This is a genomic window from Brenneria corticis, assembly GCF_003115855.1.
Lineage (GTDB): Bacteria > Pseudomonadota > Gammaproteobacteria > Enterobacterales > Enterobacteriaceae > Brenneria > Brenneria corticis.
Map to the genome: position 1 here is coordinate 289,459 of NZ_KZ819073.1, position 12,395 is coordinate 301,853.

The 12,395-nt window shown below is 57.8% G+C and carries 12 protein-coding genes; 1 reads left to right on the top strand and 11 read right to left on the bottom strand.

The window, feature by feature from the left end; translation table 11 throughout:
- Nucleotides 1-196 precede the first annotated feature (196 nt).
- The 9 genes from rlpA to leuS all read right to left on the bottom strand — a co-directional run bounded on the left by rlpA (nt 197) and on the right by leuS (nt 10,133).
- Nucleotides 197-1,234: an endolytic peptidoglycan transglycosylase RlpA gene (gene rlpA / locus DDT56_RS04810; RefSeq protein ID WP_136165358.1), complete on the bottom strand. Its 1,038-nt coding sequence runs from the start codon at nt 1,232-1,234 to the stop codon at nt 197-199.
- 13 nt (nt 1,235-1,247) lie between these two features.
- Nucleotides 1,248-2,360: a peptidoglycan glycosyltransferase MrdB gene (mrdB, locus tag DDT56_RS04815; RefSeq protein ID WP_136165359.1), complete on the bottom strand. Its 1,113-nt coding sequence runs from the start codon at nt 2,358-2,360 to the stop codon at nt 1,248-1,250.
- Nucleotides 2,361-2,369: 9 nt separating this feature from the next.
- On the bottom strand, nt 2,370-4,274 hold the full coding sequence (gene mrdA / locus DDT56_RS04820; RefSeq protein WP_136165360.1) for a peptidoglycan DD-transpeptidase MrdA: 1,905 nt from the start codon (nt 4,272-4,274) through the stop codon (nt 2,370-2,372).
- Nucleotides 4,275-4,309: 35 nt separating this feature from the next.
- Nucleotides 4,310-4,780, bottom strand: coding sequence for a 23S rRNA (pseudouridine(1915)-N(3))-methyltransferase RlmH (gene rlmH / locus DDT56_RS04825; RefSeq protein ID WP_009113818.1), 471 nt, complete (start codon nt 4,778-4,780; stop codon nt 4,310-4,312).
- Nucleotide 4,781: 1 nt separating this feature from the next.
- Nucleotides 4,782-5,099, bottom strand: a complete 318-nt coding sequence (gene rsfS, locus DDT56_RS04830; protein WP_040343333.1) for a ribosome silencing factor — start codon at nt 5,097-5,099, stop codon at nt 4,782-4,784.
- 169 nt (nt 5,100-5,268) lie between these two features.
- Nucleotides 5,269-5,958 carry a nicotinate-nucleotide adenylyltransferase gene (gene nadD / locus DDT56_RS04835; RefSeq protein ID WP_136165361.1) on the bottom strand — a complete coding sequence of 230 codons (690 nt, stop codon included), beginning with the start codon at nt 5,956-5,958 and terminating at the stop codon, nt 5,269-5,271.
- Entirely contained in the window at nt 5,948-6,982 is a 1,035-nt protein-coding gene (gene holA / locus DDT56_RS04840) for a DNA polymerase III subunit delta (RefSeq protein ID WP_136165362.1), read from the bottom strand. Before holA ends, nadD begins: the two co-directional genes overlap by 11 nt.
- Complete coding sequence (gene lptE / locus DDT56_RS04845; RefSeq protein WP_136165363.1) at nt 6,979-7,536, bottom strand: LPS assembly lipoprotein LptE; 558 nt, start codon at nt 7,534-7,536, stop codon at nt 6,979-6,981. The genes holA and lptE overlap by 4 nt, the downstream gene beginning before the upstream one ends.
- Before the next feature lie 14 nt (nt 7,537-7,550).
- Nucleotides 7,551-10,133 (bottom strand): leucine--tRNA ligase, encoded by a 2,583-nt coding sequence (gene leuS, locus DDT56_RS04850; protein ID WP_136165364.1) that lies wholly within the window; start codon nt 10,131-10,133, stop codon nt 7,551-7,553.
- A gap of 332 nt (nt 10,134-10,465) precedes the next feature.
- Between leuS and DDT56_RS04855 the strand changes: the two genes are divergently transcribed.
- Nucleotides 10,466-10,948 carry a zinc ribbon-containing protein gene (locus tag DDT56_RS04855; protein ID WP_136165365.1) on the top strand — a complete coding sequence of 161 codons (483 nt, stop codon included), beginning with the start codon at nt 10,466-10,468 and terminating at the stop codon, nt 10,946-10,948.
- Nucleotides 10,949-10,992: 44 nt separating this feature from the next.
- Here DDT56_RS04855 and DDT56_RS04860 read toward each other — a convergent pair whose 3' ends face one another.
- Both DDT56_RS04860 and gltK read right to left on the bottom strand, forming a co-directional pair.
- Nucleotides 10,993-11,718, bottom strand: a complete 726-nt coding sequence (locus DDT56_RS04860; protein ID WP_009113811.1) for an amino acid ABC transporter ATP-binding protein — start codon at nt 11,716-11,718, stop codon at nt 10,993-10,995.
- Complete coding sequence (gltK, locus tag DDT56_RS04865) at nt 11,718-12,392, bottom strand: glutamate/aspartate ABC transporter permease GltK (RefSeq protein ID WP_136165366.1); 675 nt, start codon at nt 12,390-12,392, stop codon at nt 11,718-11,720. Before gltK ends, DDT56_RS04860 begins: the two co-directional genes overlap by 1 nt.
- Nucleotides 12,393-12,395: the final 3 nt, after the last annotated feature.

A 12,395-nucleotide genomic window follows, 5' to 3' on the forward strand; every position in this document is an offset into this window, starting at 1 on the left:
GGTATAAGTTAAAAAACGAGCCACACTATAGCAGATGAGAAATAGGCAGGCACCAGACATTACGTTACGCGATTTTGCCAAAAGGACGCTGTGGCTGATGTCACACCCGTCCCTTTATCCGCCGTCGCTTATGGCTACCCATCGCCGTTATTCCGCCACCTGAACCATCGCCCCCGACCAGAGGCGTCTCACCTTGCTAGAGCGCGCCGGGCGCCGCAGTAATAAAGGATTGCTGCTGAGCTTCGACTGACAAACGTTGTTGAAGTTCAGCCGCCTGCTGACGATTCTGGAACGGCCCCAACTGAACGCGGTACAGCCCGCCGCTGCTGGCGACATCGCCGGTTACGTGAAAGCGCTCGCGCAGAGTGCGTAACCACTCCTGAGCCCGCTGCCGATCGCTCAGCGCGCCGACCTGAACCACGTAACGCCCGTCCGACGTTTGGGCGGCGCTTGCCGCCGCGGGCGATGTCGCGCCGGCCGCTGGAGTGGTTTCGATCACCCCGGCCGGCAGCGCGGAAGGCGCGCCGAGGAAACCGCCGACGGATGAAGCGCCGCTTTGCGGCGCGGCGTTATCGGCCGGCGTGCTGGCGGCATTATTGCCGATGTCGGGCGCCGCCGTTGGCGTGCCGAGCGCGCCGGCGCCGAGGCTGGGGCGATCGGGCAGGGCGAAACTCTGTTTGGCGACGCTGGTGCCGACGGTGCCGGGGCCGGAAAGGGTGCCGTCCGGCGCGACGTTGATGAAGTCGACCTTGACCTTGGTGTTGTTGGAGATGTTTAACCGGTCGCCGGCGGCTTTAGACAGATCGATAATCCTGCCCGGCGTGTAGGGGCCGCGATCGTTTACTCTGACCACCAGACGGCGGCCGTTGCTGAGGTTGGTGACGCGAACATAGCTGGGCAGCGGCAGCGTCGGGTGCGCGGCGGTCAAGCCATTGGGGTCGAAGACTTCGCCAATGGCGGTCTGGTTGCCGCTGGCCTCCTCGCCGTACCAGGTCGCCAGGCCGGTTTCACTGAAGTTTTGCGGGTTTTTTATCACCCTGTAGGTCTTGCCTTTGACGGCGTAGTCTTGCAGCGTGCCCTGATTATAGGGCTCATAGCGCGGCTCTACCCCGCCAATCTCATCAACCGGGCCGCTATATACGCTCGCCGCGGGCGGCGCCGGCTGCTGTTCCGTGACGGTACAGGCTGAAAGCACCAGGCTAACGGCGCCGATCCAAAGCCAATCCTTACGCATTGCTCACCTCGGTTTATAAGTTTTTGGATAGCATCTTGCGGTGAGTATGTATCGACATAACGATACCGAATCCCGCCATCAGGACGATAAGGGCCGAGCCGCCGTAGCTGACCAGCGGCAGCGGCACGCCGACAACCGGCAGAATACCGCTGACCATCCCGATATTAACGAAAACGTAGACGAACAGAATCAGCATCAGTCCGCCGACCATTACCCGCCCGAATGATGTCTGCGCGTTGGCGGCGATGACCAGACCGCGCATAATCAGAAACAGATACATCGCCAGCAGAACCAGCACGCCGATTAATCCCAGCTCTTCCGCCAGCACCGCGAAGATAAAGTCGGTATGACGCTCCGGTAGAAACTCTAGCTGAGATTGCGTGCCGTGCAACCAGCCTTTGCCGGAAAGCCCGCCGGAACCGATGGCGATTTTCGACTGAATAATATGATAGCCCGCCCCCAGCGGATCGCTCTCCGGATCGAGCAGCATCATCACCCGCGCCTGCTGATAGTCGTGCATCAGGAAGAACCACAGAATGGGGATAAAGGCGGCCAGCAACAGTACCGCGATGCCGATGAGCCGCCAACTCATTCCGGCGAGGAACAGTACAAACAGCCCGGATGCGGCGATAAGGATGGAGGTGCCCAGGTCCGGCTGCGCCGCGACCAGCAGCGTCGGGGTAAAAATAATCACCAGCGCGATGGCGGTATTTTTGAGCGAGGGCGGACACATATCGCGGTTGATAAAACGGGCCACCATCAGCGGAACGGCGATTTTGGCGATTTCGGAGGGCTGGAAGCGCACAAATCCCAGGTCCAGCCAGCGTTGGGCGCCTTTACTGATCTGGCCGAAAATATCCACCAGCATCAACAGGATAACGCAGACAATATACAGATAAGGCGCCCAGCCTTCGTAAACCCGCGGCGGGATTTGCGCCATAATCACCATGACGATCAACCCCAGCACGATCTGCACGATTTTCCGCTCCATCATGCCGATATCCTGCCCGCTGGCGCTCCACATCACCAATAGGCTATAGCCCAGCAAGGCCAGGATGCAGATAAGGAAAGGAAAGTCGATATGGATCTTGGTCCAGATCGAGCCTTTTTGTTGGCTATCCGTCATGAATGTCTGTCACTCGCTTTCGATGCCGGGGGGCGCCGGGGGCGCGCTCGGTAATTCTGTATTGTTATCGCCCAACATGATGTGGTCAAGGATCTGCCGGGTGATGGTGCCGACCGTCGGGCCTGCGCCGCCGTTTTCCAGGATGATCGACATCGCCACCTTGGGACTGCTGTAGGGCGCGAAAGCCACCATCAGCTTATGGTCGCGCAGATGTTCGGCGATCTTGTGCGCGTTGTAGGTTTCATTCTCTTTCAGACCGTAAACCTGCGCGGTGCCGGATTTGGCCGCAATCTTGTAAGGCGCATCGTCAAAGCTTTTATGGGCGGTGCCGTTCGGGCGGTTGGCCACGCCGTACATCCCGTCTTTGGCGATCTCCCAGAATCCGGAATGAATATCGCCAATTTGCTGATGCTCCGTTTGACGGTACGGAATAATCGTCCCGTTCTCTCTGGTGCTGTGGAGCAGATGGGGCGTTTTTACCTGCCCGTCGTTAATCAGGGTGACCAGCGCCTTGTTCATCTGAATCGGCGTCGCCGTCCAATAGCCTTGCCCGATGCCGACCGGAATGGTGTCGCCCTGATACCAGGGTTTCTTAAAGCGCTTGAGTTTCCATTCGCGCGTCGGCATATTGCCGGCGCTCTCTTCGGAGATATCGATACCGCTCTTCTCGCCGTAACCGAATTTACTCATCCATTCGGATAAACGATCGATACCCATGTCATAGGCGACCTGATAGAAAAAGGTATCCGCCGACTCTTCCAGCGACTTGGTCAGATTAAGACGGCCGTGGCCCCATCTTTTCCAGTCGCGAAAACGCTTCTCCGAGCCAGGCAACTGCCACCATCCCGGATCGAACAGGGTGGTGTTGGTGGTGATGACGCCGGCGGTCAGGGCCGAAACGGCGATATAGGGCTTGACGGTCGAGGCCGGCGGATAAATCCCCTGGGTCGCCCGATTGATCAGCGGGCGGTTGGCGTCATTGCGCAGCCGGTTGTACTCTTTGCTGGATATGCCGTCGACGAACAGGTTGGGGTCGTAGCTGGGGGTGGAGACCAGCGCCAGAATGCCGCCGTCGCGCGGGTCGGTGACGATCACCGCCGCGCGGCTGCCTTCCAGCAGTTTTTCGATATAAATCTGCAGGTTCAGGTCGAGCGTCAGATAAATATCTCTTCCCGCCTGCGGCGGCTGTTCGTGGAGCTGGCGGATCACCCGCCCGCGATTATTGACCTCGACTTCTTCATAGCCGGGTTTGCCGTGCAGCAAATCCTCATAATGGCGTTCGATCCCCAATTTGCCGATATCGTGGGTGGCGGCGTAGTCGGCGATTTTCTCTTCTTTGTTCAGCCGTTCGATATCTTTATCGTTAATTTTCGACACATAGCCGATCACGTGGGTCAGTGCGGAGCCGTAAGGGTAATAGCGACGCTGATAGCCTTTGACCTCCACGCCGGGGAAACGGTATTGGTTAACGGCGAAGCGGGCGACCTGCGTATCGTCCAGGCCGGTTTTGACCGGAATAGAGGTAAAGCGGCGCGAGCGCTTGCGCTCTTTTTCAAAGCTTTCCAGATCGTCATCGGTCAGATCGATAATGGGTTTCAGCGCCGTCAGCGTTTCCTGCAGGTTATCCACTTTTTCCGGCACCAGCTCCAGCTGATAGATCGTCCGGTTCAGCGCCAGCGGGATACCGTTGCGGTCGTAGATAATGCCGCGGCTGGGGGCGATAGGCACCAGTTTGATGCGGTTTTCATTGGAGCGGGTGCGGTAGTCATCGAAGCGTAAAATTTGCAGATGATAGAGATTGGCGATCAACACGCCGGAAAGCAGCAAAATGCCCAAAAACGCCACTAAAGCGCGACGCACGAACAGGGCGGACTCGGCCGTATAATCACGAAAGGGTTTGCGTTCTATTTTCATCCTGCGATTTATTTCACGTATTTCATCGTATCGGCTTACTCCCGATGGTAAGGATGATTAGTGGTAATGCTCCAGGCCCGGTACAGGCTTTCCGCCACCAGCACGCGCACCAGCGGATGAGGCAGCGTCAGGGGCGAGAGCGACCAGCTCTGTTCCGCCGCGGCTTTGCACTCCGGCGCCAGTCCTTCCGGGCCGCCGATCAGCAGGCTGACGTCGCGTCCGTCCTGTTTCCAGCGTTCCAACTGCTGCGCCAGCTGCGGCGTTTCCCACTGCGTGCCGGGAATATCCAGCGTAACGATTCGGTTGCCTTTTCCCACGGCCGCCAGCATCTGTTCGCCTTCACGTTCAAGAATGCGTTTGATATCCGCGTTCTTGCCCCGCTTGCCGGCGGGGATTTCCGTCAGCTCGAATGGCATATCCTTGGGAAAGCGGCGCAGGTAATCGGTGAAACCCGTCTGCACCCAGTCAGGCATTTTGGTGCCGACGGCGACCAGTTGCAGTCTCATGCTAGCCCCAAAGCTTTTCCAGTTCGTATAGCTGGCGGCTCTCTTCCTGCATCACATGGACCATCACCTCGCCCAGATCGACCACCACCCAGTCGGCGACGTTTTCGCCTTCCACGCCGAACGGAATCAGTCCGGCGGCGCGCGACGCCTGTACCACATGGTCGGCAATGGAGGCGACGTGGCGGGTGGAGGTGCCGGTACAGATAATCATATAGTCGGTGATGCTGGATTTACCCTGCACGTTCAGCGCAACGATATCCTGACCTTTTAAATCGTCTATCTTGTCAATAACGAAATCTTGGAGTACTTGGCCTTGCAAAGGTTCCCCCTCGGTAGTTTCCATCGGCGGTTGATGGGCGCGTATGGCGCTAAAGATCTAAAAAAGACCGTTTTTCGCTGCCTATTTGCAGATATTAACGGTTTTTGCGGTAATTGAAACCAGCGGCGGAGTATATCACGCGCTTGTGATGAGTGGTATAAAGCTGTGGCTAGCGGTATAGCCCGCGCTCGTCGACGTAGCGCAGCACCGCCGGGGGCAGCAAATCGTCGCAGTCGAGACCCTGTTGCCGCCGTTGGCGTATTTCCGTTGCTGAAATGGTCACCTGCGGGGTATCGGCTAAAAAGATCAGCCCCTGGGGCCGTTGATGCAGGGCGCGGGCGTCCCGCGTCAGGTGGTCGTCCAGCCACTGCTGCAGCGCCGGAGTGGAAAGGGCGGAGCCGTAGCCCGGACGAGCGCAAACCAGCAGGTGGCAGACGCCGAGAATATCTTGCCAGCGGTGCCATTGATGCAGCGTCTGCAGCGAATCCTGGCCGATAATAAACGCCAGCGGCGCGGCGCTTCCCTTTTCGGCGCGCAGCGCTTCCAGCGTATCGATGGTATACGACGGTTGCCGGCGCTGCAGCTCCCGGTCGTCCACGGTGAACAGAGGTTGGTCTTCAATCGCCAGTTGCGCCATTCGCAGCCGCTGTTGCGGGCTGGCTTCGGGCTGCGGCCGATGGGGAGGAACATTATTCGGCAGTAAAACGATGCGCTTTAATCCGACGATTTTCGCCAGCGCGCTAACGGGCCGCAGGTGCCCGTAATGGATGGGATCAAAGGTCCCGCCGAAAAACGCGGTCAGCGTCGCGGGGCCGGCGGGTTTGATGACATCGGTTGGCGTGGTCGAACTAGTCAACATCTAACAGGCTCTCTGGCAGGTTTTTACCGCACAATATCATGGCGAGCGTTTCCAGCTCCGACCAGACGGGCTGACCATAATTCTGTTTCAGGGTAATTTCCAGTTTCGCCAGCAGGCTGATGGCCTGGCGCAGCTGCGCCATGGTTAACCGTTGCAGCACCTGGGTTAACAGGTCGCGGCGATTTTGCCAGACTTTATGCTGATCGAAGAGCGTACGCAACGGCGCGTTGGCCATTTTCCGCTTCAGCGTCAGCAGCAACAGCAGTTCGCGCTGTAGGGTGCGCAGTAGAATGACGGGTTCGCAATCTTCCTGCCTGAGCTGGTGCAGGATATGCCAGGCGCGTTTGCTTTTGCCCGCCAGTAAGGCATCCAGCCAGTGAAACGGAGTAAAGTGCGCGGCGTCGCTGACCGCCTGCTCAACCCGGGGCAGGGTGAGTTTGCCGTCGGGATAAAGCAGCGCCAGCCGTTCCAGCGCCTGGGTTAAGGCCAGCAGGTTGCCCTCATAGCAGTAGCAGATAAGCTGGCCCGCCGGTTCGTCCAGCGTCAGTTTCATCGATTTGGCGCGGTTGGCCACCCAGCGCGGCAGCTGCGCCTGCTCCGGGGTCAGGCAGTTCACATAGGCGCCGTCCTGCGGCAACGCCTTGAACCAGGCGCTGTTTTCCTGCGCCTTGCTCAGCTTGTTGCCGCGCAGCATCAGTAAAATATCGGGGTGCAGCAAACCGGAAAGCTTGACCAGATTTTCTGCCATCGCCGCATTCGGGCCGTTTTCAGGCAATGTCAGCAATAGCGTCTGGCGGGTGGCGAACAGGCTAAGCGCCTGACAGGTGCCGAAGATCGCATCCCAGTCGGTGTGAACATCCAGCGTGAAGCTGAAGTGTTCGCTGAATGCCTGCTGCTGAGCCGCGTGGCGAATAGCGTCCAGGCTTTCCTGCAGCAGCAGGGGGTCGTTACCGCAGATCAGATAACAGGCGCGCAGCCCCTCATGGAGCTGCGCGGCGAGCTGTTCCGGGTAAAGCCGTATCATGGACGCGCGGGCGACGGAGTAACGGCGGTCGCGGTGCTCTGCTGCCGCTCGGCGGCCTCTTTGCCGTTGACGGTAAGCAGTTTACGCACCAACTGCTGCGCCGCCTGCTCGCGCATTTCCTGGCGGATGATATCCTGCTCGGCGTCTTTCGCCAGCGCGGTTAACGGGTTATCGAAGAAGGTGCGGAATACCGTCACGCTAAGCGGATGGATATCTTCATCCGGCATCAGCACCTGCGCTCGGAGCGTCAATACCATTTGGTATTCGGCGGTTTTCCCGTCCTGGAAAATCGAGACGGTATCCTTCGTTTCCGATGTGTTCAGCAGCCGCAATGACGGAATATCCTGCCGGGCGGCGTCATCAACGATTTCCACGTCGCTGAGGCGCAACTGCTCGCGCACCGCGCGGGTTAACGGGCCGTAGGGGTCGCTGCTGTCCAGCACCAGCTTCTGTAGCTGCTCAGGCACCTGTGTGGTGCCGCGCAGATGGTAACCGCAGCCGGCGGTGAGTAACACCGCCAGCCCCAGCAACAACGTGAATAGACGATGTCGCACAGATCCTCCTTGCCTTAACCCACAACCAGGTTAAGCAGTTTGCCAGGGACATAAATCACTTTACGCACAGTGACGCCGTCCAGGTATTTCGCCACCAGAGGTTCCTGGACGGCGCGCTCGCGCACTTGATCCTGACCGGCATCGGCGGCGACGGTGATTTTACCGCGTACCTTGCCGTTAACCTGAATCACCACCAGTTTGGAGTCTTCCACCATGGCGCTTTCATCGGCGACCGGCCACGGCGCGGTATCGATATCGCCTTCGCCCTGCAATGCCTGCCACAGTATAAAGCAAACGTGCGGGGTGAACGGATAAAGCATACGCACCACCGCCAGCAGGGTTTCCTGCGTCAGGGCGCGATCCTGCGCGCTTTCCTGCGGCGTCTTGGCCAGCTTGTTCATCAGCTCCATAATGGCGGCGATGGCGGTGTTAAAGGTCTGGCGACGGCCGATATCATCGGTCACCTTGGCGATGGTTTTATGCAGATCGCGACGCAGCGCTTTCTGATCTTCCGTCAGGGACGCCACATCCAGCGCCGCAACCGGGCCTTTCGCCGTATGGTCGAAGGCCTGCTTCCAGACGCGCTTCAGGAAGCGGTTCGCCCCTTCAACCCCGGACTCCTGCCATTCCAGCGTCATTTCCGCCGGGGAGGCGAACATCATAAACAGACGGACGGTATCCGCGCCATATTTTTCAACCATCACCTGCGGGTCGATGCCGTTGTTCTTGGACTTCGACATTTTACTCATACCCGCATAGACAACTTCGCGGCCTGCGTTGTCGATAGCCTTGACGATGCGGCCTTTCTCATCGCGCTCGACGGTGACGTCCGCCGGGGAAACCCAGATGCGCTCGCCGTTATCGCCGGGGTAATAGAAGGCGTCCGCCAGCACCATGCCCTGGCACAGCAGGCGTTTGGCCGGTTCGTCGGAGTTGACCAGACCGGCGTCGCGCATCAGCTTGTGGAAGAAGCGGAAGTACATCAGGTGCATGATGGCGTGTTCGATGCCGCCGACATACTGATCCACCGGCAGCCAGTAGTTGGCCGCGGCGGGGTCCAGCATGCCCTTGTCGTACTGCGGGCAGGTGTAGCGCGCGTAGTACCAGGACGACTCCATAAAGGTGTCGAAGGTATCGGTTTCACGCAGCGCAGGCCGGCCGTTGACGGTGGTTTTCGCCCACTCGGGGTTGGCTTTCAGCGGGCTGGTGATGCCGTCCATCACCACGTCTTCCGGCAGCACCACCGGCAGTTGATCTTCCGGCGTCGGGATCACGGTGCCGTCTTCCAGCGTAATCATGGGAATGGGCGCGCCCCAGTAGCGCTGACGGGAAACGCCCCAGTCGCGCAGGCGGTAGTTGACTTTACGCTCGCCGATGCCCAGCGCGACCAGCTTATCGGCAATGGCGTTGAAGGCGGTTTCAAAATCCATACCGTCGAACTCGCCGGAGTTGAACAGACGGCCTTTTTCGGTCATCGCCTGCGCCGACAGGTCGGGTTCGCCGCCGTCGCCGTTGAGGATAACCGGTTTAATGGTCAATCCGTATTTAGCGGCGAACTCCCAGTCGCGCTGATCGTGTCCCGGCACCGCCATTACGGCGCCGGTGCCGTAATCCATCAGTACGAAATTCGCCGCCCAGATCGCCACCTTTTCGCCGTTCAGCGGATGAATGGCATACAGTCCGGTGGACATGCCCTTCTTCTCCATGGTGGCCATATCCGCTTCGGCCACTTTGGTATTGCGGCATTCGTCGATAAAGTCGGCCAGCGCCGGGTTATTGGCGGCGGCCTGCTGCGCCAGCGGGTGGCCGGCGGCGACGGCGACGTAGGTCACGCCCATAAAGGTGTCGGGGCGGGTGGTATAGACGCTCAGTTTCTCCTGGCTGTCGGCCACGTCAAAGGTGATTTCAACCCCTTCGGAACGGCCAATCCAGTTGCGCTGCATGGTTTTGACCTGTTCGGGCCAGCTTTCCAGCGTATCCAGATCGTTGAGCAGCTGATCGGCATAGGCGGTGATTTTGATAAACCACTGCGGAATTTCCTTGCGCTCGACTTTGCTGTCGCAGCGCCAGCAGCAGCCGTCGATGACCTGTTCGTTGGCCAGCACGGTCTGATCGTTCGGACACCAGTTCACCGCGGAGGTTTTTTTGTAGACCAGGCCTTTTTCATACAGTTTGGTGAAGAACCACTGTTCCCAGCGATAGTAGTCGGGTTTACAGGTGGCGACTTCGCGATCCCAGTCGTAGCCGAAGCCCAACAGCTTCAACTGGTTTTTCATATATTCGATATTGGCGTAAGTCCAGGGGGCGGGGGCGGTGTTGTTTTTAACCGCCGCGCCTTCGGCGGGCAGGCCGAACGCATCCCAGCCGATCGGCTGCAGAACGTTTTTCCCCAGCATGCGTTGATAGCGGGAGATCACGTCGCCGATGGTGTAATTACGAACGTGTCCCATATGTAGACGGCCAGAAGGGTAGGGCAGCATGGAAAGGCAGTAATACTTTTCCTTGCCAGGTTCTTCGGTCACTTTGAATGTCTGCTTTTCTTGCCAGTGAAGCTGGACGTGCGCTTCTATCTCTTCTGGGCGGTATTGCTCTTGCATGGCTGCCAGGGGTCCTATTAAGTCAAAGAAGAGCGACGCCGGTAGCGTGCTCCGATTCATAACAAAAGATCCGCATAGCATAGCTGATAAGCGAGTAAGGCAACAACACCCTGTTCCCGACGGAGGGATATTTCTGATCTGTGAGACGCAAACGGATGAAAATTACTCAAATATGGCGGCCATCCCGGTAGTGGAGGAAAAATGGTCTAAAATAGAGGGGGATATAACCAATGGATTGTAAGGCGCGGGAAAGCTGTCCGCCCCGTCGGATGCAGTCAGACACCGAGAAAGCAGTGCGCATCGCATTTCAACCGGCATAGGCAGGAGGAAGCATGAGTAAAGTAGCCCGCTACTACCGCGAGTTAATGGCTTTAGTGACGGCCCGGCTGAACAATGGCGAACGGGATATTGACGGTCTGGTGCAAAGGGCGCGGCAGACGTTGCAGGAAAGCTCGGAGCTGACGCAAAAAGAGATCGAGCAGGTGATTCAGGCCGTGCGTCGCGATCTGGAGGAGTTCGCCCGCAGCTACGGCGAGAGCCAGGATGAATTTACCGATAGCGTCTTTATGCGGGTTATCAAGGAGAGCCTGTGGCAGGAACTGGCGGATATCACCGATAAAACCCAGCTGGAGTGGCGGGAAATCTTTAAGGATGTTAGTCGTCACGGGGTTTATCACAGCGGCGAGGTGGTGGGATTAGGCGATCTGGTATGTGAAAATTGCCATCACCATATCGCCTTTTATACGCCGGAAATTTTGCCGCTTTGCCCCAAATGCTCGCACGACCAGTTCCACCGTCAGCCGTTCCAGCCATGAGAGGTTGATGAAACAAGCGTGCCCGCAGGCACGCTTGCCGTACATCAGTGCAGGATCTTCGCCAAAAAGTCTTTGGCGCGATCGGACTGCGGGTTGTTGAAGAAATCGTCTTTCGGGGTATCTTCGATAATTTTCCCTTCATCCATAAAAATGACCCGGTGCGCCACCTTGCGGGCAAAACCCATTTCATGGGTCACCACCATCATGGTCATTCCTTCCTGCGCCAGCTCCACCATCACGTCCAGCACTTCGTTGATCATTTCCGGATCGAGCGCCGAGGTGGGTTCATCGAACAGCATGGCGATGGGGTCCATACAGAGCGCGCGGGCAATGGCGACGCGCTGCTGCTGACCGCCGGAAAGCTGGCCTGGGTATTTATTGGCTTGTACCGACAGGCCGACGCGCTCCAGCAGCTTTTGCGCTTTCACCTTCGCTTCCTGACGATCCCGTTTCAGCACTTTTACCTGCGCCAGCGTCAGGTTTTCGATGATCGACAGATGCGGAAACAGTTCAAAATGCTGGAATACCATGCCGACTTTTGAGCGCAGCTGGGCCAGATTGGTCTTTTTATCGTTAACGATAATGCCGTTGACTTCGATTTCGCCTTTCTGGATCGGTTCCAGGCCGTTAACGGTTTTAATTAAGGTCGATTTACCGGAGCCGGAAGGGCCGCAAACCACGACTACTTCACCTTTTTTCACTTCCGTGGAGCAGTCGGTTAGCACCTGAAATTGGCCATACCATTTAGAAACATTTTTCAGGAAAATCATCAAACCGTCCTTTTTTTCAGGTAACTGACCAGCATTGATGCGCTAATGCTGATGATAAAATAGATAAATCCGGCAAACAGGATCATTTCAACCTGGGTTCCGTCGCGTTCCCCGATGGAGGAGGCGGTACGGAAGAAATCAGCCAGACTGAGTACATAAACCAGCGACGTATCCTGAAACAGGACGATACCCTGCGTCAGCAGCAGGGGAACCATGGCGCGGAACGCCTGCGGCAGGACCACCAGTTTCATCGACTGCCAGTTCGTCATGCCCAGCGCCAATGCGGCCGATGCCTGCCCGCGTGCCACGCTGAGTATGCCGGCGCGGATAATTTCAGAATAATAGGCCGCCTCGAACAGTGAGAAGGCTACCATAGCCGAAATCAGGCGAATATCCGTTTTCGGCGAAAGGCCGAGCACATTTTGCAATAAGCTGGGCACCACCAGATAGAACCACAGCAGCACCATCACCAACGGCACGGAGCGGAACACGTTCACGTACAGCTTGGCGAACCAACTGATGGGTTTTATCGAAGAGAGACGCATAACCGCCAGAATCGTCCCCCAGATAATACCGACAATCACCGCGGTAACGGTGATTTTAAGCGTGACCGCCATGCCCTGCAGCAGGTAGGGCATACTCGGCCCGATTGAACTCCAGTCAAATTCATACATGGC

Bases quoted from the DNA above. Each gene is read 5' to 3' on its own strand.
- rlpA (WP_136165358.1), bottom strand. From the start codon at position 1,234: ATGCGTAAGGATTGGCTTTGGATCGGCGCCGTTAGCCTGGTGCTTTCA.
- mrdB (WP_136165359.1), bottom strand. From the start codon at position 2,360: ATGACGGATAGCCAACAAAAAGGCTCGATCTGGACCAAGATCCATATC.
- mrdA (WP_136165360.1), bottom strand. From the start codon at position 4,274: ATGAAAATAGAACGCAAACCCTTTCGTGATTATACGGCCGAGTCCGCC.
- rlmH (WP_009113818.1), bottom strand. From the start codon at position 4,780: ATGAGACTGCAACTGGTCGCCGTCGGCACCAAAATGCCTGACTGGGTG.
- nadD (WP_136165361.1), bottom strand. From the start codon at position 5,958: ATGTTGACTAGTTCGACCACGCCAACCGATGTCATCAAACCCGCCGGC.
- holA (WP_136165362.1), bottom strand. From the start codon at position 6,982: ATGATACGGCTTTACCCGGAACAGCTCGCCGCGCAGCTCCATGAGGGG.
- leuS (WP_136165364.1), bottom strand. From the start codon at position 10,133: ATGCAAGAGCAATACCGCCCAGAAGAGATAGAAGCGCACGTCCAGCTT.
- DDT56_RS04855 (WP_136165365.1), top strand. From the start codon at position 10,466: ATGAGTAAAGTAGCCCGCTACTACCGCGAGTTAATGGCTTTAGTGACG.
- DDT56_RS04860 (WP_009113811.1), bottom strand. From the start codon at position 11,718: ATGATTTTCCTGAAAAATGTTTCTAAATGGTATGGCCAATTTCAGGTG.
- gltK (WP_136165366.1), bottom strand. From the start codon at position 12,392: ATGTATGAATTTGACTGGAGTTCAATCGGGCCGAGTATGCCCTACCTG.